Genomic DNA, 20516 nt, shown 5'->3' with positions numbered 1-20516 from the left:
GAGGAGGACGCCGCGCCCCGCGAGAGGCGAAACCCACCGGACTAGGCTTGCTCCCCGTGACCCCCGAGCCCACCGTTCCCGCCCGTCGCACCTACAGCTACCTGGGTCCGGCCGGCACCTTCACCGAGGCCGCCCTCGCTCAGGTGCCCGAAGCCCGCGACCAGAACTGGCGTCCGGTGCGCAACGTCGGCGAGGCGCTCGCGGACGTGGTGTCGGGGCGGTCGGATGCCGCGATGATCGCGATCGAGAACTCGATCGACGGCGGCGTCTCCACCGCTCAGGACGCCCTGGCGACCATGCCGGGCCTGCGGATCGTCGGGGAGTACCTCGTCCCGGTGAACTTCGTCCTGGTCGCGCGCCCCGGAACGACGCTCGAGGACGTCTCGCTCATCGCGGCGCACCCTGTCGCCTACGCCCAGTGCCTCGGCTGGCTGTCCGAGACGCTCCCCGCCCACGCGCACCTGCCGGCACCCAGCAACGTCGCCGCGGCCCTCGACATGCTCGACGGGTCGAGCCAGGCCGACGCCGCCATCGCGCCCCCCGGCATCCTGGAGCACCACGACCTGCAGCTGCTCGCCCGGTCCATCGGCGACAACCCGAACGCCGTCACCCGGTTCGTGCTCGTGAGCCGACCCGGCACGCCGCCGGCTCCGACGGGCGCCGACAAGACCTCGCTCATCGCGGAGCTCCCCGAAGACCACCCCGGCGCGCTGCTGGAGCTGCTGGAGCAGTTCTCCACGCGCGGGATCAACCTGTCGCTCATCGAGTCCCGCCCCATCGGCGACGCCCTCGGCCGCTACCGCTTCGTCATCGACGCCGACGGCCACATCGAGAATGAGCGCATGGCCGACGCGTTGATGGGGCTGCGTCGCTTCAGCCCCCGGGTGACGTTCCTCGGGTCCTACCCCCGGGCCGACCGCGCCATCGTCCGGTACCCCGATCGGTACTCCGACGAGGTGTTCGTCGAGGCGCGGGATTGGCTGCGGGGGCTCCTGTCGGGCGAACCCGAGGACTGACGCGCCTCAGGCGGCAGCCGCGGCGAGCAGCTCGAGGGTGCGGGTGCGTCCGTCGGCGCCGTCGAGCGGCTCCGACTCGCGGGCTGCGGCGACCGGCGAGACCATGATCTCCTCGACACCGTGCTTGTCGGCCAGTGCACGCAGCGCGGATGCCGCCTGCTCGCCGGTGCCGATGATCCAGCGTTCCCGCATCGCCGCGATGAGCGGCGTCATCGCCTCGTCGACGTCGGCCGCCTGGGCGGCCTCGACCGTCTCCATCGCCGCCATCGGGCGGTTCAGGCGCAGGCGGGCCATCGCCCGCAGCTGCGGCAGCGCGCGGGCCTCGGCCTCGTCGGCGGTGTCGGCGGCGACCACGTTCGCGGTGAGGAAGGTCACCGGCTCCGGGTGCGCCTCGCTCGGGCGGTACTGGCCGCGGTAGAGCCCCAGCGCCCGCTCCAGACCCTCGCCCGCGAAGTGGTTGGCGAAGACGTAGGGAAGGCCCATCGACGCCGCCAGCTGTGCGGAGTAGTCGCTGGAACCGAGCAGCCATACCTCGGGGGTGGTCACGGCGGCCGGGGTCGCGCGCACGTCGTAGGTGCCGCCGGAGGTGAACTGCAGCGTCGCGCCCTCCGGGGAGACCAGCGTGAGGATGTCCTGCACGTGCTGCGGGAAGCGCTCGACGTCGCTCGAGGTGCCCGACATCCGCAGCAGCTGGGTGATCACCGGGTCGCTGCCCGGTGCGCGCCCGATGCCGAGGTCGATGCGCCCGGGCGCGAGGGCCTCGAGTGCGGCGAACTGCTCCGCCACGATGAGGGGCGCGTGGTTGGGGAGCATCACCCCGCCGGAGCCGACGCGGATGCGCGAGGTGCGCGCGGCCGCCGCGGCGATGAGCACCGGGGGAGTGGTCGATCCCACCGACGCCATGTTGTGGTGCTCGGCGAACCAGTAGCGGCGGTATCCCAGCTCGTCGGCGCGCTCGGCCAGTGCGAGCGAGGCGGCGACCGCCTGCGGGCTGGTCTGGCCGTTGCGCACGGGCACGAGATCGAGGACGGACAGGGCGGGGGAGGTCGAGGCAGTCATCCCACACGACAACCGCGAGCCGCTCCGCGGCATTCCGCGCCACGTCGACTCATCCGCGTGGCCCCTGCTTCACCCCCTCGTAGGCGGCGAGCGCGGCCCGGCGCGTCTCGCCGAGATCCACGATCGGGTCGACCTCGCCCGCACCGGCCCAGCGCCCGACGTACTCACCCCGTGGATCGAACTTCTGTGCCTGCAGCTCGGGGTTGAAGATGCGGAAGTACGGCGCGGCGTCGGCTCCGGATCCGGCCACCCACTGCCAGTTGAAGGAATTGTTCGCCTCGTCCGCGTCGACCAGAGTGTCCCAGAACCATTCCTCGCCGCGCCGCCAGTCGATGAGCAGGTTCTTGACGAGAAATGACGCCGTCACCATGCGCACCCGGTTGTGCATGTACCCGGTTCGCCACAGCTCCGCCATCCCCGCGTCGACGAGAGGGATGCCGGTGCGCCCGCGCTGCCAGGCGTCGAGGTGCGACGCATCCAGCGGCGGCCACGGGAACGCGTCGAACTGCGGGCGCAGGTTCTTCGTCGCGAGGTCGGGGAAGTGGAAGAGCGTGTGCCAGGCGAACTCCCGCCACCCGAGCTCCGAGAGGAAACGGCCGGACCCGTCGCTGCCAGCGGCTTCGTGCCACACGGTGAAGGGGCTGATCTCGCCCCAGCGCAGCCGCGGCGACAGGCGGGAGGTGGCCCCGGCGGCGGGCTCGTCCCGCGCCCGGTCGTATCCGGCCAGGTCCTCGGTGAGGAACGCGCGCAGGCGCTCCCGTGCCGCGGGCTCGCCCGGCGTCCACGTCTCGCGCAGTCCCTCGGTCCAGTCCGGGCGCGTCGGCAGCAGCGACCAGTCGTCGAGGTCGTCGGATGCCGGCACCCTCGATGGTGCGCTGACGGCGCGAGGCTCGGGCAGGGGAGCGCGCGGTGCCGGCCGCGACAGGCAGGCCCGCCAGAACGGGGAGAACACCGAGAAGGGCGTGCCGCCACCGGTCGTGACGGTCCAGGGCTCGTGCAGGAGCGACGCCGCGAACGATGCCACCTCGGCGCCGTCGGCGCGCAGCGTCGCTTTGAGGTCGGCGTCGACCTGCCAGGCCGCACCCCCGTACCGGCGGTTCCAGAAGACCGCGCCGGCGCCGACATCGGCCACTGTCTCGCGCACGATCCCGGCCGCGGCGCCCCGACGGAGCACGAGCGCGCCGCCCCGCTCGCGGAGCCGCTCGCCCAGCGAGGCGAGCGAATGGTGCAGCCACCACCTCGCCGCACCGCCGAGCGGGCGGATGCCGGGGGACTGCTCGTCGAGCACGTAAAGGCCGACGACGGGCTCCGCCCGGTCGATCGCCGCACACAGCGCCGGGTTGTCGGCCAATCTCAGATCATCGCGGAACCACACGATCGAGGGGGCGCCCATGCCGTCATGGTGGTCGACGGATGCCGCGCCGTCGCGGGGTTGACAGTGGCGCGTCTCAGCGGCGGCCCGCTGCCCCAGCCCACAGCGTCGGCCTGCCGGCGGGTGTCAGCGTGTGCCCCACCGGCACCGCGACCAGGAGCGCACCGGGCTCTACGCGGGTGTGCACGTGCACCGCCTCGCCGAACTCGTCGCCGTCCAGCTGCACCGGCTGGGGCCCGGCCGGGGCGAGATCCAGCGCGGGACCCCGCGCGTAGCGCACCGCCGTGTCCTCCGTGCGCAGCGCCAGCACGCTGCGGCCCGCCCGGAACCGGCGCAGCACGCTGTTGTCCCACGCCACCCGGCGCCAGACGAACAGCCAGCCGAACGGTCCCTTCGGCTGGAAGACCGCGACGTCCAGCAGTCCGTCGGCCACCGAGGCCTCGGGGATGAGTTCCAGGCCCGCCGGGAGCGAGCCGCAGTTGGCGAACAGCACGCTGTGCACGCGCGCGGAGTGCATGCGGTGTCCCTGCACCTGGTAGACGACCTGGAACGGGTGGGCCCCGACGAGCGAGCGCGCTGCGCCCCCGACGTAGGCGACCCATCCCACACTCCGCTTCAGCTGGGGGCTCGTGTTCGCGATCATCGCGGCATCCAGCCCTATGCCGCCCATCACCACGAACGCGTGCTCGTCGACGTCGCCGCCGGGGCGCCGCAAAGCGGCGAACCCGATGTCGATCGCGTGGCGCTCGCCCGAGAAGGTGGCGGCGATCATCGTCTCGGGGTCGCCCAGCGGCAGCCGCAGGTTTCGGGCGAGCAGGTTGCCCGTGCCGCTCGGCACGATCGTGAGCGCGACGCCCGAGCCGCTCATGGCACCGGCGACCGCGCGAACGGTGCCGTCGCCGCCCGCGACGAGCACGGCATCCACGCCACGCTCCAGCGCCTCGCGCGTCGCGGCGTCGCCGAGATCGTCGACGGTCGTGGCGAACAACAGTGGCGCATGCCAGCCCGCCTCGGCGGACAGCCGCTGCACGCTCGCGGTGAGGGCGGCGGCGTCGACCTTGATGGGGTTGTAAACCAGGGCCGCGCGCGGGGTGGCGGGCATGGTCATGCCCTCACGATAGCGGGGCCCGCAGGTGGCGCCTGTGCGAGGATTGACGGATGATCGATCCCGCTCTTCTCCGCGACCGGCCTGACCTCGTCACGCGCTCGCAGCTGGCCCGCGGTGAGTCGTCCCAGACCGTCGACGACGCCGTCGCGGCCGACCGTGACCGTCGTGCCGCCATCACCGCGTTCGAAGAGCTGCGTGCGGCGCAGAACGCCCACGGCAAGCGCGTCGCGCAGGCCCCCAAAGAGGACAAGGCCGCGCTCGTGGCCGAGGCCAAGGAGCTGAGCGAGAAGGTCAAGGCCGCGCAGCGGCAGGTCGCCGAGGCCGAGGCCGCCGCCGAGGCCGCCTTCGCCAAGCTGGAGAACATCGTCCTCGACGGCGTCCCCGCAGGCGGCGAGGAGAACTTCGTCACGCTGCGCACGCACGGCGAGCCCCCGTCGTTCGACTTCGAGCCCCTCGACCACCTCGCGCTCGGCGAGAAGCTCGGCGCGATCGACATGGAGCGCGGCACCAAGGTGTCGGGCGCGCGTTTCTACTTCCTCACCGGCATCGGCGCCCGCCTCGAGCTGGCCCTCATGAACCTGGGCCTCGACCGTGCGCTGCAGGCCGGCTTCACGCCCATGATCCCGCCCACGCTCGTGCGTCCGGAGGTCATGCGCGGCACCGGCTTCCTCGGCCAGCACGCCGACGAGGTGTACCACCTGGCCGATGAGGACCTGTACCTCGTCGGCACCAGCGAGGTGCCTCTCGCCGGCTACCACATGGACGAGATCATCGACCTGGCCCGCGGGCCCAAGCGCTATGCCGGCTGGTCCACCTGCTACCGCAGCGAAGCGGGGTCGTACGGCAAGGACACCCGCGGCATCATCCGCGTCCACCAGTTCAACAAGCTCGAGATGTTCGTCTACACGACGCCCGATGACGCGCAGGCGGAGCACGAGCGCCTCGTCGCGCTGCAGGAGCAGATGCTGCGCGACCTCGGCCTCAGCTATCGCGTGATCGACGTGGCTGCCGGCGATCTCGGCTCGTCGGCGGCGCGCAAGTACGACATCGAGGCCTGGGTGCCCACGCAGGGCGCCTACCGCGAGCTCACCAGCACGAGCAACTGCACCACCTACCAGGCGCGGCGGCTGGACATCCGCTACCGGCCGGACGGCGGCAAGACCGCGCACGTCGCGACCCTCAACGGCACGCTCGCCACCACCCGCTGGATCGTTGCGCTCCTCGAGACGCACCAGCGCGCCGACGGCTCGGTGTGGGTGCCCGAGGTGCTGCGCCCGTTCCTGGGAGGCCTCGAGGTCCTGGAGCCGATCGGATGAATCACGCGCATCTTCCCCGCACCGGCAGCGTCGAGATCACGGACCAGGCCGACGCCGCCGAGCTCGTCGAGGACATCGCCGAGGATGCCGAGAACCCTCGCGTCCCCACCGAGCGGCTGCTCATCGTGCTCGACATCGACGGCACCATCCTCCTCCAGGACGAGACGCTCAGCCCCGGCATCGTCGAGGCCGTCGCCCACGCGCACCGTGCCGGGCACGAGGTGATGCTGGCGACGGGGCGCAGTTGGGAGAGCACCCGCGGCATCCTGCGCGTGCTCGAGATCGCCCCGGAGTACGTCGTCTGCTCCAACGGCGCCGTGATCATGAAGCGCGTCGCTGGCGAAGAGGTGCGGTACGAGCGGTTCCACACCGAGACCTTCGACCCGACCGAGGTGCTGACGCTTCTGCGCGAGCACCTGCCGGACGCGCGGTACATGGTGGAGTTGCCCGACGGCAGCCGCCTCTACACCGAGCATCTCGACGACTGGAATCTGCAGGGGGCCAAGCAGGTTCCGTTCGACGAGCTGTCCGCCCGGCCCGCGAGCCGCGTCGTGGTGGTGTCGCCGGATGAGACCGAGCAGGACTTCGTCGACCTCGTCGCCCGCATCGGGCTGAACGAGGTGTCGTACGCGGTGGGGTGGACGGCGTGGCTCGACATCGCGCCGCGCGGCGTCGACAAGTCCAGCGCCCTCGCCCTCGTCTGCGACTGGCTCGGGGTCGACCCGGCGCACGTGATCGTGATCGGCGACGGCCGCAACGACGTCGGCATGTTCCGGTGGGCGCGGCGCAACGGCGGTCGCGCCGTGGCGATGGCGCAGGGCGCCGACGAGGTGCGCTCCGTCGCGGGCGAGACCACCGGCTCGGTCGAGGCCGGCGGCGTCGCCGACATCCTCCGCGCGCTCTGACCTGGGCAGCGGCCCCGCCCGCGGTCTTCGGGCGTCGTTCAGCGCCCGCCCAGGCGCCCCGGCGACAATGGAGCGCAGTGCCGTCGACTAGACTCGGGGCCTGTCGACGGATGCCCTAGGGCGTTCGCCGGGAGGGTTGTCCGAGCGGCCGATGGACCTGGTCTTGAAAACCAGTGGGCAGAAATGTCCCGTGGGTTCGAATCCCACACCCTCCGCCACGGCGTTCGGGTGTGGCGAGCACGGCCCGCCCCACCCGAGGAGACGTCCGTGATCGCCACATCCGACCCGAGCGGCGCGAGCGCGCCCTCGTCCGGTCGGCGGCCGCTGGCCCGCCACGGCGTGCAGCGCACGCCCGGTCCCTTCGCGCAGCTGATGAAGGTGCTCGCGGTGGCGCTGGCGGTCGTGCTGGTGTCGGGTGTCAGCGTGGCGGCGTACACCGCCTACGACCTCGCCTCGAACTTCGCCGATGGGTCGGTCGACCTGGAAGGCCAGAGCCCCGTGCCCCCGGACATCGGGGCCATCGAGGGCGGCGTCAATCTGCTGCTGGCGGGCACCGACGCGTGCGAGCCCGAGTACGCCGCATACTTCGGCGACCGGTGCACGGGGGCGGATGCCGCCGGCGAGCTGAACGACGTCAACATGCTCGTGCACATCTCCGACGCTCCTCGCCGCGTCACCGTGGTCTCGTTCCCCCGCGACCTCATGATGCCGATCCCGTCGTGCACGCACTCCGACGGCACGGTGACCCCGGCCACGAGCAGGCAGCCGCTCAACTCGGCGTACACCAACGGCGGAGAGAACGGGCTCGCGTGCGTCGCCGCGGCGATCTCGGAGCTGACCGGTCAGGACATCCCGTTCGCCGCCAAGGTGACCTGGGGCGGCGTGATCGAGATCACCAACGCGATCGGCGGGGTGGAGGTCTGCATCGCCAACGGCATCCGCGATCACCACACCGGCATCGACTGGGAGGCGGGAAACCGCACCATCTCGGGAGTGGAGGCGCTGCAGTTCCTGCGCACGCGGCACGGGGTGGGCAACGGCGGCGACCTCGGCCGCATCTCGAACCAGCAGCAGTACATGTCGCGCCTGGTGCGCAAGCTCGTCAGCGACGAGGTGCTCTCGAACCCGGCGACGCTGTATTCGCTGGCATCCACCGCGGTCGACAACGTCACCCCCAGCAAGAGCCTCACCAACCCGGTGACGCTCGTGCAGATCGCCCTCGCGGTGAAGAACGTGCCCTTCGAGGAGATCGTCTTCGTGCAGTACCCGGTCGTGGAAGACCCGTACGATCCCAACCGCGTCGCGCCCGACGAGGATGCCGCCGCGGCGCTGTGGGCGGCGCTCGAGGCGAACCAGCCGATCACGCTGAGCGGCGAAGCCAGCCAGGGCGACGGTGTCGTCGTCGTGGATCCGGAGAACCCGGATGTGGCGCCGGTCGACCCCGCGGCGCCCGGTGACGCCGCCACCCCCGGGGAGACCCCCGCGCCCGGTGTGACGCTGCCGTCGTCGATCCCCGGGCAGACCGCCGCGCAGGAGACCTGCTCAAACGGTAATCTGGGGGGATGACTGGGCGCGGCGACCCGACCCGCGGTCGGCGGCTTCCCGTCGCCCGCCACGGCGTGCTGAGGCAACCGCACCCGCTGATGCAGGTGCTGACCGTGCTCGGCGTGATCGCGGGGGTTGTCGTCGTCTCCGCCGCGAGCGTGGTCGGCTACGCGGCCGTGGGGCTCGTGACGGACTTCGCGGCCAACTCCGTCGCGCTCGAGGACGAGCCGGCCGAGCCGCCGAGCCTCGGCCCGCTGCCGGGGCCCATCACGATGGTCGTGACGGGCACCGACGAGTGCGAAGAGGAGATCGCCGATTCGTTCGGCGGCCGCTGCAAGGGGGCCGATGCGGCGGGCAAGCTCAACGACGTCAACCTGCTGGTGCACATCTCGGACGCTCCGCGGCGGGTGACCGTGGTGTCGTTTCCGCGCGACCTCATGGTGCCGATCCCGTCGTGCACGAGCGAGGACGGCACGATCGCGCCCGCCCTGCGCAAGCAGCAGCTCAACGCCGCCTACGGCCACGGCGGCCTCGGGTGCGTCGTCGACACGCTGTCCGAGCTGAGCGGGCTGAGCGTGCCGTATGCCGCGAAGGTTACCTTCGGCAACGTCATCAACATCACCGACGCCATCGGCGGCGTCGACGTCTGCATCGCGGGCGGTGGCATCCGCGACCGCCACACCGGCATCGACTGGCCCGCCGGCATGCGCACCGTGTCGGGCTTCGAGGCGCTGCAGTTCCTGCGCACGCGGCACGGCGTGGGCGACGGCTCCGACCTCGGTCGCATCTCGAACCAGCAGCAGTACATGTCGCGCCTCGTGCGCAAGCTCGTGAGCGACGAGGTGCTCACCGACGTCGGCACGCTCGGCAAGCTGGCCGGCACCGCGGTGAACAACGTCACCCCGAGTGACTCGCTCGCCAATCCCGTGCGCCTGGTGCAGATCGCGCTCGCCGCGAAGGACGTCCCGTTCGACGACATCACCTTTCTGCAGTACCCCACCCTCGAGGACCCGTACGACATGGCCCGGGTCGTTCCCGATTACGACGCCGCCGAACAGCTGTGGGATGCGCTGGTGGCCAACCAGCCGCTGCAGCTGACCGGCGAGGCCGGCAAGAACGACGCCGTCGTGGTGGTCGAGCCTCCGACCGCCGGGGCGCCGACCGACCCGCCCGCGGACGGCGCCGACCCCGGCGCGGGGGAGACGCCGGTCGACCCCGCGCCGCCCGCGGAGGGCACCGTCGTGCTGCCCGAGTCGATCACGGGCTCCACCGCCGCGCAGGAGACCTGCTCGGTGGGCAACGTCGGCGAGTGAGCGTGTTCATCGCGGGGTGCGCGAGCGGGTTATGATGGCTGAGCGCATCCGTCGCTTGTCGCCGGATGCCTGGAGACGTCGCATAGTCAGGCCTAGTGCACCACCCTGCTAAGGTGGAGTCCCCTTATGGGGACCGAGGGTTCAAATCCCTCCGTCTCCGCGTAAATCCCCCGGTAAGCCGGGGGATTTTTGGGTTTGGCGATGCTACCGCTCGATCCCGTCGGACAGGTTCTGCGACGGATTGCGGAACCGTTCCTCCTGCGTGCCGCCTGGCGCTTGGCCCGTCCGTCGCAGCAGCGGGCCAGGATGTCCCTATGCACCCGTCAGCCTTTCGCAGTGCCATCGCACGCCCGGAGGTTCAGGACGGCGCACTGGGGATCGGTCTTCTCCTCGTCGCCGTCCTGCCGCTCGGTATTCCCGGTACTGTCCTGGGAGCACTGGATGGGCCCAGCACCGGGCCCATCGCGATCTTGTTGCAGGCTGCGCAAGCTCTCCCCCTCGTACTGCGGCGCCGCGCGCCGCGTGTCGCGATGTTTGTCGTCGGGGCGGCCTTCTGCATCGCCGAGATAACCGGAACCACCACGGGCGCGGCCGGCGTCGCCCTCCCGATCGCTCTGTACAGCGTCGGCGCCCATGGCCGCCGCCCGTGGATCACCGCGGGGGTCATCGGGGCGATGTATCTCGCGCTCGCGCTCACGCTCCTCGCTCTCGGCTCCCCCGAGCCCCCACTGGGCTTCGCGACCTTCGCGGCGGTGCTGGCGCTGCCCTGGACGATCGGTCGCTTCGTCGCCCTGCGGCAGGCGAGCCAGGCGGGGCGTGTTCATCAGGCCGAGGCGGGCGCGGTGCGGAAAGAGCGCGTGCTGCTCGCCCGGGACCTGCACGACGTGGTCACCCACCACGTGACGGCCATGGTCGTGCAGGCGGAATCCGCGGCCTTCCTTCCCTCGGACGAGCGTGCAGCGCGCGATGAGACCCTTGCCGGCATCGGGCGGACGGGACGGGAGGCGCTGGGCGAGTTGCGCGAGCTCCTCGGCGCCCTCCATGCGGAGGGCGCCGGCGCTCCGATGCAGCCGACCGTGTCGGCCGCCATCGACCAGTTCGTGACGCGGCTGCGCGAGGCCGGCCATCAGGTCGAGGTGCACGAGGACGTTCCCGAGCCCGTCCTGTCTGCGGATGCTGCAGCCGCGCTGCGACGCGTTGCGCAGGAGGCCGCCACCAACGCTCTCAAACACGCCCCCCGGACACCGGTGCAAGTGGAGTACTTCCGCGAGGGCGATAGTGCCGTGCTGCGCGTGACGAACGCACTCGGACGGGCCAGGAAGCCCCTGTCCTCGGATGGGCGTGGGCTCGCAGGCAGCGCGGCGCGTATCGAGCAGGTGGGTGGGTCGTTCCGAGCCGGCCCGACCTCCGACGGGCGGTTCGTCGTCGAGGCTCGACTGCCGGAGGCCGTGCGGTGACCGACGCATCCAGCCTCATTCGGGTCGCCGTCGTCGACGACCAGCCACTCATTCGCGAGGGCTTCGCCCGCGCGATCCGCGCCCAACCTGACATGGAGCTGGTGGCCACAGGCAGTGACGGGGAGGAGGCGATCGCGCTTGCCGCGCGGAGCCACCCCGACGTCATCCTCATGGATGTGCGGATGCCTCGGTTGGGTGGGATCGCTGCGACGCGCGCGATCGCGGGGCCGCTGGCCGGCGATGGCGCGCCACGGGTGCTCGTGGTCACGACCTTCTCCCTCGACGAGTACGTCTTCGAGGCGCTGCGGGCCGGTGCGAGCGGCTTCTTGCTGAAGGACACTCCACCACAGGACCTCCTCGCCGGCATCCGCACCGTCGCGCGCGGCGAGGCGCTGCTCGCACCGGCCGTCACGCGCCGGCTCATCGGTGCGTTCGCGGGCCGGGTGCGCCCGGATGCGGAGGCCACGGACTTCATCGCGACGCTGACGCCGCGCGAGCTGGACGTGTTGAAGGCGCTCGCTCACGGGATGTCGAATGCCGAGATCGCTGGGGCGCTCGTCGTCACGCGCGAAACGGTGAAGACGTATGTGACGCGTGTGCTCGCGAAACTCCAGGTGCGCGACCGCGTCCAGGCGGTGGTGCTCGCCTACCGCTCCGGATTGGTCGACGACTGATCCCGATTGTCGACCTTTGGGGGATGGGTGCAGGTGGTCGCTCGGCATATTTTTCGTGGAGCGTCATAACCACGCGGAACGGACAACAAAAATGAACACCTCCACGACCCCACGCCGCCCCCGGCTGCGATGGGTTCGCCACCCCCTTGTATGGACTGCCGTCGGCGTCGTCGTCATCTACGGCCTCACGGGCGCGCTTCTCGCGCTCGGCGGCATCTTCGGGCCGATCGGCTCATCCGCCGCAGCCGTCGTGAGCGCCGTCGCGGCCGTCCTCCTCTACATCCTCATCAAACGCCGCCTCGGCGGGCGGAGCACCCCGGAGCTCGCTGCGCGCGGCGCCGCCCGGGAACTGTTCGGTGGGATCGGCGTCGGCGTCGCCTTCATCGTTACGTCTGTCGGCATCGTCGCTCTGCTCGGAGGGTTGACCTTCGAGTGGGGTGACGAGAACCCCGCCTCGGTTCTCCTCGCCGTCCTCTCGGTGAGCGTCGGAGCGGCGGTCGTCGAGGAGATCGTCTTCCGCGGGCTTCTGCTGCAGTCGATCTCGCTTGCCACCGGGCGGTGGATCGCGCTCGGCATCACCGCCGCCTTGTTTGGAGCCGCGCACCTTCTGAACCCCGGCGCCACATGGTGGAGCGCGTTCGCGATCGCGCTGGAAGCCGGCATCCTCCTCGGAGCCGCGTTCTTCTGGCGGCGTTCCCTGTGGTTCCCGATCGGGCTCCACTTCGGATGGAACGCCGTGCAGGGGCTGCTCGGGATCCCTGTCTCGGGCTTGGCTGAGCCCGGCCTGCTCGCCGGCACCGCGCATGGGTCCGTATGGCTGTCCGGAGGACAGTTCGGGGTCGAGGCATCGGTCGTCCCCGTCGCCATCAGTGCCGTGCTCTCCGCCCTCATGATCGCCGCGATCGTCGCGGCCGACCGGCGGGCGCGTGCGACAGGAAAGCTCACGGCACCCGCGGTCGGCGCACGTACATCGTGAGGTGAACGAGGAGCGGAGGGTCCGCGCGCGCGAACCCTCCGCTCCTCGTGTGTCTGTCGTCCGGCGCCGACGATCACCCGAGCCCCTGTTCGGACGGCAATCTGGGTTCCGAACACGCCCACGCCGCCGCGGCCGAGGATCTGAACTGATTCCGGCCTCAGCCGGAACGCCCCGCGTCGCCGGGCTGCGGTGATCTGCCGGAATGCGGATGCCTGCGGGAAATGCGCCCGCATTCCGGCAGATCTCCTCGTTTCGGCGCGCAGGCGCCCGCCCGAGTCCGGTCGAGTAGCCTCGGATCGTGCGTTCGGCATGAGGGTGAGCTTGCCGGATGCGGATCATCGGTTTTCGGTCGTCGACACGAGTCGGAGGTGACGCGTCATGAGGACGGTCCTCATCACCGGAGCCTCCGGCGGCATCGGCGCCGCCGTGGCACGACGGTTCGCCGGCGCCGGCGATCGCGTGGCAGTGCACTATGCCACGAACCACGCCGGGGCCGAGGAGACTCTTCGTTCCCTCGAGGGCACCGGCCATGCGGTCATCACCGGCGACGTCGGCGTGCCTGACGGTGGGCTGAACATCGTCGCCGCCGCGATCGAGGCGGTCGGCCCGCTCGACGTCCTCGTCTGCAATGCCGCCGTGGCGCCGGGCCCCTCCAACCGTCACGTGATCGGCGAAACGCCGTACGAGCAGTGGAACGCCGCATTCCGGCAGATGGTGAACGTCAACCTTCTGGGGGCCGCGAACCTGGCGTGGGCGTTCGCGAATCACCTCATCGGTCGCTCCTCGCCGGGCGCCATCGTCAACGTCGGGTCGCGCGGCGCGTTCCGCGGCGAACCTGAGTTCCCGGCGTATGCGGCAAGCAAGGCCGGTCTTCATGCCCTCGGGCAGTCGCTCGCGGTCGCCCTCGCTCCGCAGGGGATCTCCGTGACATCGGTCGCCCCCGGTTTCGTGGCCACGCCGCGCCAGCTGGCGAAGCTCGACGGAACCGAGGGCGACGCGCTCAGAGCGCAGAGCCCCTTCGGGCGGGTCGGCACCCCGGAGGAGATCGCCGAGGCGGTCTTCTGGCTTGCTTCGCCCGAGGCAGCGTGGTCATCGGGGGCGATCCTCGACGCCAACGGTGCGTCGTATCTTCGTCCGTAGGAGCGCTGGTCCCAGCCAACGGCAACGTGGCGATCACAGGGTGCACCGCGCGTCCGCCGGCGGCAGTGCGAGGTCGATCAGGTAGTCCGCGACAGCCTGGTCGACGCAGGGACTGATGCCCTGCAGTGCGATCGTGTGCCGTTCGCCTTCGACGGTCAGCAGAGCCGCCCCCAGAGACTCGGCGAGGCTGATGCCACCTTCGTGCGGAGTGCTGGGGTCCCCGGTGATGGAGATGACAAGCGTGTCGGGCAGCCCCGAGATGTCCTGGGCGTAGGGGAATCCGAGGGTGGGATCGGCGGGCCAGGCCTCGCATGCGTGGCGTGTGCTGCCGACGAAATCCTCGCCGGAGTCCAGCCACGGACTGGTCCGAGCGACCTGAGCACGCAGCACCTCCTCCGCCTCCGGGGTGCGACGCTCCTCGTCCATGCAGTTGATCGCGAAGTTCGCGTCGAGCAAGGTCGACCAGACCCCGTCGGTCCCGCGACCGGTGTACAGATCGTTGAGGGCGAGCAGCTGATCCGCGCGGCCTTCGTTCTTCAACTGCGCGATGCCCGCGATGGCTGCGTCCCAGCCCTCTTGGGTGTAGAGGCTGGCGCCGACTCCGCCGATGACCTGATCGAAGTCGGCCGTTCGGCCGTCGCCCGCCGGCACGGGCTCATCCGCAAGGGGCTGGACCAGCTGCTGGAACACGCCCGTGGCCTGGCCCGGGTCCGTGCCGAGCGGACAATCGGGAGTGTCCGCGCAGTAGGCGGCAAGCTGCTCGAAGGATCGCTGCAACCCGGACAGGGTCGCCATCCGCTGGCCAGCGCCGTCCGCACGCGGATCGACACCGCCGTCGAGCACCATGGCGCGGACCTTGTCCGGAAACTGCTCGGCATAGATGGCACCCAGGCGGGTTCCATAGCTCATGCCGAAGAAGGTGAGCTTTTCGTCGCCGAGCACGGCGCGCACCACATCGAGATCGCGGGCGGCATCCCGCGTGCCTACGGCGGCCAGGACCTTCTCTCCTCCGGACGCTTGCGCGCACCTGTCGACGAGAGCGGCGGTGTCTTCCGCCGTCCACGCGCCGGACGCTCCGACCAGGGTCGTCTTGGCCGCGCCGGCGTCGCGTTCGGCATCGGTGAAGCACCGGATCGACGGCGTGGAGGCGCCCACGCCTCGGGGGTCGACGCCGACCAGATCGAACCGCTGCAGCACCGGAGATCCCGCGAGCCTGAGGCTGAGGGCGGCCGCAATGAGCATCCCCGATTCCCCGGGCCCGCCCGGGTTGATGATGAGCGACCCGATCCGTTCCTCGGGGCTTCCCTGTGCGGGAACCCGCAGCACGCCGATCTGCATGCGTTCCTCAGACGGGGAGGAATAGTCCATCGGCACGGCGAGGTGAGTGCACTCGAGGGTCTCCTGCGCGAAGAACTGCGAAGCGGCCTCTGTCTGTGCGAAATCCTCGCAGCCGCCGAACTCGACGTCCTGCCCGTAGAACTGATCCAGGGCACCCGGTGCGGTTGCGTCCGGCTCGGCAGTCGCGTCGGCCGTGCATGCGCTGATCAGCATCGTCATGATCCCGACGGCGGCCAAGGCCGTGAGGCGCCGGACCCGTCCTCGTTCCGATTGGTCTGTGTATGTCATATGCCCAGCGAAGGGTCTGTCCCGGGAACAGGGTCAAGCGAGTCCGCACGCACTCGCCCGGGGCAGTTGACCCGGTTCTCGCAACACGGTGTTCGCTTGCGGCGGGTGCCGGCGCTCCGCCGCTGCCGCAATCGAAAGGATCAGCATCATGGGCTACATCACCGTCGGAAACGAGAACAGCGCACCGATCGAGCTGTACTACGAAGACCAGGGGGCCGGCCAGCCCGTCGTCCTCATCCACGGGTACCCGCTCGACGGGCACAGCTGGGAGCGTCAGACCCGGGAACTGCTCGCCCAGGGATACCGGGTCATCACGTACGATCGCCGGGGTTTCGGCCAGTCATCAAAGGTGAACGCGGGCTACGACTACGACACCTTCGCGGCCGACCTCAACACGGTGCTCGAGACTCTCGAGCTGCAGGATGTCGTTCTGGTCGGATTCTCGATGGGCACCGGCGAGCTCGCCCGCTACGTGGGCCGCTACGGACACGATCGCGTCGCCAAGCTCGCTTTCCTCGCTTCGCTCCAGCCCTTCCTCGTGCAGCGCGACGACAACCCCGAAGGCGTTCCTCAGGGGGTGTTCGACGGTATCGAGGCCGCTGCCAAGGGCGACCGCTTCGCCTGGTTCACCGACTTCTACAAGAACTTCTACAACCTCGACGAGAACCTCGGATCCCGCATCAGCGAGCAGGCCGTGGCCGGCAGCTGGAACGTCGCGGCGGGCAGCGCACCCGTCGCCGCCTACGCGGTCGTCTCGTCCTGGATCGAGGACTTCCGCGGGGACGTGGAGGCGGTACGAGCGGTGGGGAAGCCCACGCTCATCCTGCACGGCACCAAGGACAACATCCTCCCGATCGATGCGACCGCCCGCCGCTTCCACCAAGCAGTGCCGGCCGCCGACTACGTCGAGGTGGAAGGCGCCCCGCATGGACTGCTCTGGACGCACGCCGACGAGGTCAACCGCGCGCTGACCGTCTTCCTCGCGAAGTGACGTCGGTGGCCTCGGACCTCAAGGAGACGCAACAGTGAACGATTTCAAGGTCGGTGACACCGTCCAGGCCACAGGATCCAGGATGACGGGCAATGTCGGAACCGTCGTATGGAACGACGAGAAGCGCGAGAGGTATCTGGTGCTGATCACTCCTCAGACGCAGAACTACTTCACAGCGGATGAGCTGAGACGGTACGCGTGACGGCGGACCCAGGGCCTTCCGTTCGCGCCGCGAGCCGGCCCGCGCCCCCGGCACGGACCGGCTCGCCCCCGCTCAGCTCGCAACGAGCGCGTTCTGCGCGGCCGTCGCGATGACCTCCGATACCGCCCCGGGCTGCGTCAGGAACAGCGCGTGGCTGGCCGAGACGTAGGTGATCTCGGCGCCGGCGCGGGTGGCCATGTGCGTCAGCATCGCCTGGTCGAACGATTGGTCGTCCCTCGCGATGACAGCCCAGCTCGGCTTGTCGCGCCACGCCGCGTGCGGCACGGCGACGCCGAACGCCGACATGTTGATCGGCACCTGCGAATCCCGCAGGAACGCGGCGTCGGCGTCGGTCGCGTCGGCGGCGAAACCGACCTTGAAGCGCTCCCAGTTGAGGAATCCGAACCCGTCGTCTCCCACGTCGATGACGAAGTTGGGTGTCGGGGCGAAGCCCTCGTACTGCTGCGCGGTCGTCTCTCCTGAATCCGGCGCGAGTGCGGAGACGTAGACGAGGGCAGCGACCTTCGGGTGCGTCCCCGCCTCGGTGATGACCGTCCCACCCCAGGAGTGTCCGACGAGGACCGTCGGGCCGTCCTGCAGGTCGAGCACCCGTGTGGTGGCGGCCACATCGTCGGCGAGCGAGGTGAGCGGAATCTGCGCGATGGTGACGCGCATGCCGCGTGCCGTCAGGTTCTCGTAGACGCCACGCCACCCCGACCCGTCGGCGAACGCCCCGTGCACCAGCACGGCGTTGGTGATCTGCTGATCGTCGGTCATTTTCTTTCCTTCCTTTCGGTACCGTCGGCGGTCGCCGACGGAGTCGTCACCCGGCGATGGCGGCCAGGATGCTGCGCGTCACGACGTCGGGCTCGGAGAGCGCGATCGCGTGTGAGGCGTGTTCGACGCGCGTCGTCCCCTGAGACCCGGCGCGTCGGGCGAAGTGGGCGTGCGCGGCCGCCGGGATGAGTCGGTCGGCCGCCCCGTAGACGAACCACGACGGCAGCGTGCGCCACGCCGGGACCGCCGTGGTGAGCGGCTCGTCCAGCGCCCGCCCGAGCACCGCCCGCTGGGTCGCAGCGAGGCGCGACGAGGTGGCCGCGTCGAGGTCGCCGCAGAACTGCTGCGGGAACGCGTCGGCCTGGATGGTGAGCTCGCTCTCACCCGACGACAGTGGCGTGGCGACGACGTTCCCGCGCAGCGTGCTGCCGGGGTACAGGGTGGCCAGGTCGGCCGCGGTCTCTTCGGTCTCGGGTGCGAAGGCCCCGACGTACACGAGCGCCTCGACGTTGAAGGCCGCGACGGCGGCCTGCGTGATGACCATGCCGCCGTACCCGTGCCCGACCAGCACGACCGGTCCGGGCACGGCGTGCAGCCGGTCGGCGACGTATCGGCTGTCGACGGCGACACCGCGCAGGGGGTTGGATGCCGCGAACGCCCGCACGCCGTTCTGCGCGAGCCGGCTGATGACGCCGGTCCACCCGGCGTTCTCGGCGAACGCGCCGTGCACCAGGACGACCGTGACGGTGCTCGAGCCGGTGCTGCCGGACATGCGGTGCGCCCTCCTGCGGATGCCGCGAGGCGCCGATTCGCACCCCGTGCACCGATCGTCCGGCAGCGGGTCGACGCGGCCGAAGAGTCGATCGACTCGTCCGAGTCATCGGCAGGTCGATGACGAGGGGCTCTCCCGCGCAGCGGCAGGCGTCCGTATGATCAAGCATGGTCACCCGACCTGGCCACGCGGATGATGCGCCGCCGCCGTCGGCGCTCGGTCTTCGACACCTCGAAGACCTCCACGGCGTCGGCGCCGTGCCTCCGGACGCGTCGGAACGGGTGGGTCAGGCCTCGGACTGGCTGGGGGCGCTGCCTCGGCTCGCGGATCTCGGCGCACAGGGTGCGGCCCTCGCGGCGGAGTATCGCGCGCTGCCGCCCGGCCTCAGGGCGCGTCTGCTCGCGCTCGCGCTGCAGGGCGAGACCGATGCCACGGCGTGGGATCGGGAGTGCGCCGCGGCATCCGACTTCGTCGAGATCGAAGACTGGGGGAGCCTTCGCTGGCGAGCGCCGCCGCACCGCGCGGCGGTGCTTGCCGCTTCCGTCCCCGACGATCACCGGGCCGCCGCCCGGGTGCGCTTCGCCGATCCTGCCGCCACGCGCGGTCGCGCCCTGCACCTGCTCTTCGGCGGGGAGAGCCCTGCGGTGTCCGAGCTGGTGGATGCCGCGACCTTCTTCGCGCGCGCCGACCGGCCGTCGTGGGCGGTGCACTGCCTCGTCCGTGCCGCAGAAGCCTCCGTCGACCCGGATGCCACCGCAGCGCTCGCCGCCGCCGCGGCCAACATCGCCGCCTTCGATGGGGACTTCGCCGTTGTCGAGCACGTGCTGTATCGCTTCACGGACACCGACACCCGCGTGCTCCTGCGCGAGAGCGCGCCCGCGCGAGCTCTGCGCCAGGCGCTGCCCGAGAGCGATCCGGCCGCCGCGCGCACGACGATCCTCGCGCGCCTGCGGGGCGACGCTCTCACTCCCGACACCATCGGCGAGGCGCTCGCCGCCTACGCGCTCATCAACCTGCTCGCGGCCGACGTCGACGCGTGGGGCGAGTTCGTGCGGCTGACCGCAGCGACCCCGGCGTCGCTGCATCCGGAGATCGTCGGGATCGCCTCCCTCATGACGGCGCCGTACGACGCCGAGGTGCAGGTGGTGTGCCCACCCGGCGCGGACGGGCGCGGATGGGTGCAGCTGGCCGCCAGCGTGGCGCGGATCCTCCGCACGCACCGCGCTCTGCGGGTGGGCGCGTTCCTGCCCTCTGCCGCGGGCAGTGGGCAGGTGGCCAACCGGCTCGTGCGTATCCTCGACGCCACATACCTGGGAAGCCTGCTCGCGCACACGCATCAGTGGGACGAGCTGCAGGCTGCGGCTGCCGTGGTCCTGGAGGCAGCAGCCCACACGGTATCGGCGCCGCTGCTGCGAGTGGGCGCGGAGGTCATGCTGGCCTTCGGCGAGGCGTTCCGCGGCGAACAGCACCACGCGCGCACCCGGGCGGACCGGCTGCTCACCGAGCCGGTGCTGCGCCGCGCCTTCTGGCTGCGCGCACTGCTCGACTCCGTCATCGTCATGATCGACGCATCGGAGGGGAACTACGAGCGGGCCATGGCGCTCCTGGCCACGCGCAGGCCCGACGCCCTGGCCTTGACGGTGGGCGCCTATGGCCCGATGGAGCTGTTCGACCTCGTCGACTACGCCCTGCTGCTGCATCAGGAGGACGAGGCGATGGCCCGCGTCGAGTACATCCGCGCGGTCCTGCCGCAGCAGCCGTCGGAGCGCGCGGCGTTCGTGCTCGCCGCGTGCGATGCCGTGATCGCGGCGCGACGCACGCTGACGCCGGCCGAAGAGCTGCTGGAGAGATCCGAATCGCTGCCGTTCGTCTATGAATCCGCGCGGCTGCGTCTGGTCTATGCCGAGAGGCTGCGAGCTGCCCGCCGCACGGCCGAAGCGCGACGCCATCTGCTGAGGGTGGAGTTGGACCTCATGAGCGTGCAGGCCGGCGCCTGGCTGCCGCGCGTGCGGCGCGAGTTGCGCGCGTGCAGCCGCGAGGTCGCGGTCGGGGTGGCCGACCTCACCGAGCAGGAGGCGCGGATTGCAGAGCTCGCCGCCGGGGGGCTGTCGAACAAGGAGATCGGCGGGCGGCTCTACCTCTCACCACGCACCGTCGGAGGTCACCTCTACCGCATCTTCCCCAAGCTCGGGGTGACCACCCGCGCCCAGCTGCGCGATGCCCTCTCCACAGAAGCGGATGTCGCTGAGCGCGGGTGACCGTGTCAT

At 70.9% G+C, this 20516-nt stretch carries 17 protein-coding genes and 2 tRNA genes; 13 read left to right on the top strand and 6 right to left on the bottom strand.

Annotation, left to right across the window (positions count from 1 at the left end; translation table 11 throughout):
- Positions 1 to 56 precede the first annotated feature (56 nt).
- On the top strand, positions 57 to 1016 hold the full coding sequence (gene pheA, locus QNO14_RS12945) for a prephenate dehydratase (RefSeq protein ID WP_257493970.1): 960 nt from the start codon (positions 57 to 59) through the stop codon (positions 1014 to 1016).
- A 6-nt stretch (positions 1017 to 1022) separates the two neighbouring features.
- Here the strand turns inward: pheA and QNO14_RS12940 are convergent, their stop codons facing one another.
- From QNO14_RS12940 to QNO14_RS12930, 3 genes are read right to left on the bottom strand one after another with little or no spacing between them, the layout of a single operon-like run.
- Positions 1023 to 2075, bottom strand: a complete 1053-nt coding sequence (locus QNO14_RS12940; RefSeq protein ID WP_257505618.1) for an LLM class flavin-dependent oxidoreductase — start codon at positions 2073 to 2075, stop codon at positions 1023 to 1025.
- A gap of 49 nt (positions 2076 to 2124) precedes the next feature.
- Complete coding sequence (locus tag QNO14_RS12935; protein WP_257505617.1) at positions 2125 to 3468, bottom strand: cryptochrome/photolyase family protein; 1344 nt, start codon at positions 3466 to 3468, stop codon at positions 2125 to 2127.
- A 55-nt stretch (positions 3469 to 3523) separates the two neighbouring features.
- Complete coding sequence (locus tag QNO14_RS12930; protein WP_257505616.1) at positions 3524 to 4555, bottom strand: diacylglycerol/lipid kinase family protein; 1032 nt, start codon at positions 4553 to 4555, stop codon at positions 3524 to 3526.
- A gap of 50 nt (positions 4556 to 4605) precedes the next feature.
- On the opposite strand from QNO14_RS12930, the gene serS reads away from it, so the two are divergent.
- The 10 genes from serS (at position 4606) to QNO14_RS12880 (ending at position 13881) form a co-directional block, all read left to right on the top strand.
- Complete coding sequence (gene serS / locus QNO14_RS12925) at positions 4606 to 5871, top strand: serine--tRNA ligase (RefSeq protein WP_257493966.1); 1266 nt, start codon at positions 4606 to 4608, stop codon at positions 5869 to 5871.
- Entirely contained in the window at positions 5868 to 6776 is a 909-nt protein-coding gene (locus QNO14_RS12920) for an HAD family hydrolase (protein ID WP_257505615.1), read from the top strand. The genes serS and QNO14_RS12920 overlap by 4 nt, the downstream gene beginning before the upstream one ends.
- Before the next feature lie 130 nt (positions 6777 to 6906).
- Positions 6907 to 6994, top strand: a tRNA-Ser gene (locus tag QNO14_RS12915).
- Positions 6995 to 7043: 49 nt separating this feature from the next.
- Complete coding sequence (locus QNO14_RS12910) at positions 7044 to 8342, top strand: LCP family protein (protein WP_308211005.1); 1299 nt, start codon at positions 7044 to 7046, stop codon at positions 8340 to 8342.
- Complete coding sequence (locus tag QNO14_RS12905) at positions 8339 to 9634, top strand: LCP family protein (RefSeq protein WP_257505614.1); 1296 nt, start codon at positions 8339 to 8341, stop codon at positions 9632 to 9634. Before QNO14_RS12910 ends, QNO14_RS12905 begins: the two co-directional genes overlap by 4 nt.
- Positions 9635 to 9705: 71 nt before the next feature.
- Positions 9706 to 9794, top strand: a tRNA-Ser gene (locus QNO14_RS12900).
- 154 nt (positions 9795 to 9948) lie between these two features.
- Entirely contained in the window at positions 9949 to 11091 is a 1143-nt protein-coding gene (locus QNO14_RS12895; protein WP_257505613.1) for a sensor histidine kinase, read from the top strand.
- Complete coding sequence (locus QNO14_RS12890) at positions 11088 to 11765, top strand: response regulator (RefSeq protein ID WP_257505612.1); 678 nt, start codon at positions 11088 to 11090, stop codon at positions 11763 to 11765. The genes QNO14_RS12895 and QNO14_RS12890 overlap by 4 nt, the downstream gene beginning before the upstream one ends.
- 91 nt (positions 11766 to 11856) lie before the next feature.
- Complete coding sequence (locus QNO14_RS12885; RefSeq protein WP_257505611.1) at positions 11857 to 12741, top strand: CPBP family intramembrane glutamic endopeptidase; 885 nt, start codon at positions 11857 to 11859, stop codon at positions 12739 to 12741.
- A 378-nt stretch (positions 12742 to 13119) separates the two neighbouring features.
- Positions 13120 to 13881 carry an SDR family NAD(P)-dependent oxidoreductase gene (locus QNO14_RS12880; RefSeq protein ID WP_257493949.1) on the top strand — a complete coding sequence of 254 codons (762 nt, stop codon included), beginning with the start codon at positions 13120 to 13122 and terminating at the stop codon, positions 13879 to 13881.
- A gap of 33 nt (positions 13882 to 13914) precedes the next feature.
- Here the strand turns inward: QNO14_RS12880 and QNO14_RS12875 are convergent, their stop codons facing one another.
- Positions 13915 to 15456 (bottom strand): alpha/beta fold hydrolase, encoded by a 1542-nt coding sequence (locus QNO14_RS12875; protein ID WP_257505610.1) that lies wholly within the window; start codon positions 15454 to 15456, stop codon positions 13915 to 13917.
- Between the two features lie 199 nt (positions 15457 to 15655).
- Here QNO14_RS12875 and QNO14_RS12870 point away from each other — a divergent pair, with 199 nt between their 5' ends.
- The gene (locus QNO14_RS12870; protein ID WP_257493947.1) at positions 15656 to 16498 is read left to right on the top strand and encodes an alpha/beta fold hydrolase; all 843 of its coding nucleotides are present in this window, start codon (positions 15656 to 15658) and stop codon (positions 16496 to 16498) included.
- Positions 16499 to 16772: 274 nt separating this feature from the next.
- Here the strand turns inward: QNO14_RS12870 and QNO14_RS12865 are convergent, their stop codons facing one another.
- Together QNO14_RS12865 and QNO14_RS12860 are read right to left on the bottom strand one after the other, a co-directional pair.
- The gene (locus QNO14_RS12865) at positions 16773 to 17477 is read right to left on the bottom strand and encodes an alpha/beta fold hydrolase (protein WP_257493946.1); all 705 of its coding nucleotides are present in this window, start codon (positions 17475 to 17477) and stop codon (positions 16773 to 16775) included.
- A 46-nt stretch (positions 17478 to 17523) separates the two neighbouring features.
- Positions 17524 to 18249 carry an alpha/beta fold hydrolase gene (locus QNO14_RS12860; protein WP_257505609.1) on the bottom strand — a complete coding sequence of 242 codons (726 nt, stop codon included), beginning with the start codon at positions 18247 to 18249 and terminating at the stop codon, positions 17524 to 17526.
- A 167-nt stretch (positions 18250 to 18416) separates the two neighbouring features.
- Between QNO14_RS12860 and QNO14_RS12855 the strand changes: the two genes are divergently transcribed.
- Positions 18417 to 20507: a helix-turn-helix transcriptional regulator gene (locus QNO14_RS12855; RefSeq protein WP_257493944.1), complete on the top strand. Its 2091-nt coding sequence runs from the start codon at positions 18417 to 18419 to the stop codon at positions 20505 to 20507.
- Positions 20508 to 20516 lie beyond the last annotated feature (9 nt).

Origin of the sequence: Microbacterium sp. zg-Y625, from assembly GCF_030246925.1 — a bacterium.
Classification (GTDB): Bacteria; Actinomycetota; Actinomycetes; order Actinomycetales; family Microbacteriaceae; genus Microbacterium; species Microbacterium jiangjiandongii.
The sequence above is the reverse complement of the archived record's forward strand: the minus strand, read 5'-3'. Positions and strand labels throughout refer to the sequence as shown.

Bases quoted from the DNA above. Each gene is read 5' to 3' on its own strand.
- serS (WP_257493966.1), top strand. From the start codon at position 4,606: ATGATCGATCCCGCTCTTCTCCGCGACCGGCCTGACCTCGTCACGCGC.
- QNO14_RS12920 (WP_257505615.1), top strand. From the start codon at position 5,868: ATGAATCACGCGCATCTTCCCCGCACCGGCAGCGTCGAGATCACGGAC.
- QNO14_RS12865 (WP_257493946.1), bottom strand. From the start codon at position 17,477: ATGACCGACGATCAGCAGATCACCAACGCCGTGCTGGTGCACGGGGCG.
- QNO14_RS12930 (WP_257505616.1), bottom strand. From the start codon at position 4,555: ATGACCATGCCCGCCACCCCGCGCGCGGCCCTGGTTTACAACCCCATC.
- QNO14_RS12940 (WP_257505618.1), bottom strand. From the start codon at position 2,075: ATGACTGCCTCGACCTCCCCCGCCCTGTCCGTCCTCGATCTCGTGCCC.
- QNO14_RS12935 (WP_257505617.1), bottom strand. From the start codon at position 3,468: ATGGGCGCCCCCTCGATCGTGTGGTTCCGCGATGATCTGAGATTGGCC.
- QNO14_RS12905 (WP_257505614.1), top strand. From the start codon at position 8,339: ATGACTGGGCGCGGCGACCCGACCCGCGGTCGGCGGCTTCCCGTCGCC.
- QNO14_RS12895 (WP_257505613.1), top strand. From the start codon at position 9,949: ATGCACCCGTCAGCCTTTCGCAGTGCCATCGCACGCCCGGAGGTTCAG.
- QNO14_RS12885 (WP_257505611.1), top strand. From the start codon at position 11,857: ATGAACACCTCCACGACCCCACGCCGCCCCCGGCTGCGATGGGTTCGC.
- QNO14_RS12870 (WP_257493947.1), top strand. From the start codon at position 15,656: ATGGGCTACATCACCGTCGGAAACGAGAACAGCGCACCGATCGAGCTG.
- QNO14_RS12880 (WP_257493949.1), top strand. From the start codon at position 13,120: ATGAGGACGGTCCTCATCACCGGAGCCTCCGGCGGCATCGGCGCCGCC.
- QNO14_RS12860 (WP_257505609.1), bottom strand. From the start codon at position 18,249: ATGTCCGGCAGCACCGGCTCGAGCACCGTCACGGTCGTCCTGGTGCAC.
- QNO14_RS12855 (WP_257493944.1), top strand. From the start codon at position 18,417: ATGGTCACCCGACCTGGCCACGCGGATGATGCGCCGCCGCCGTCGGCG.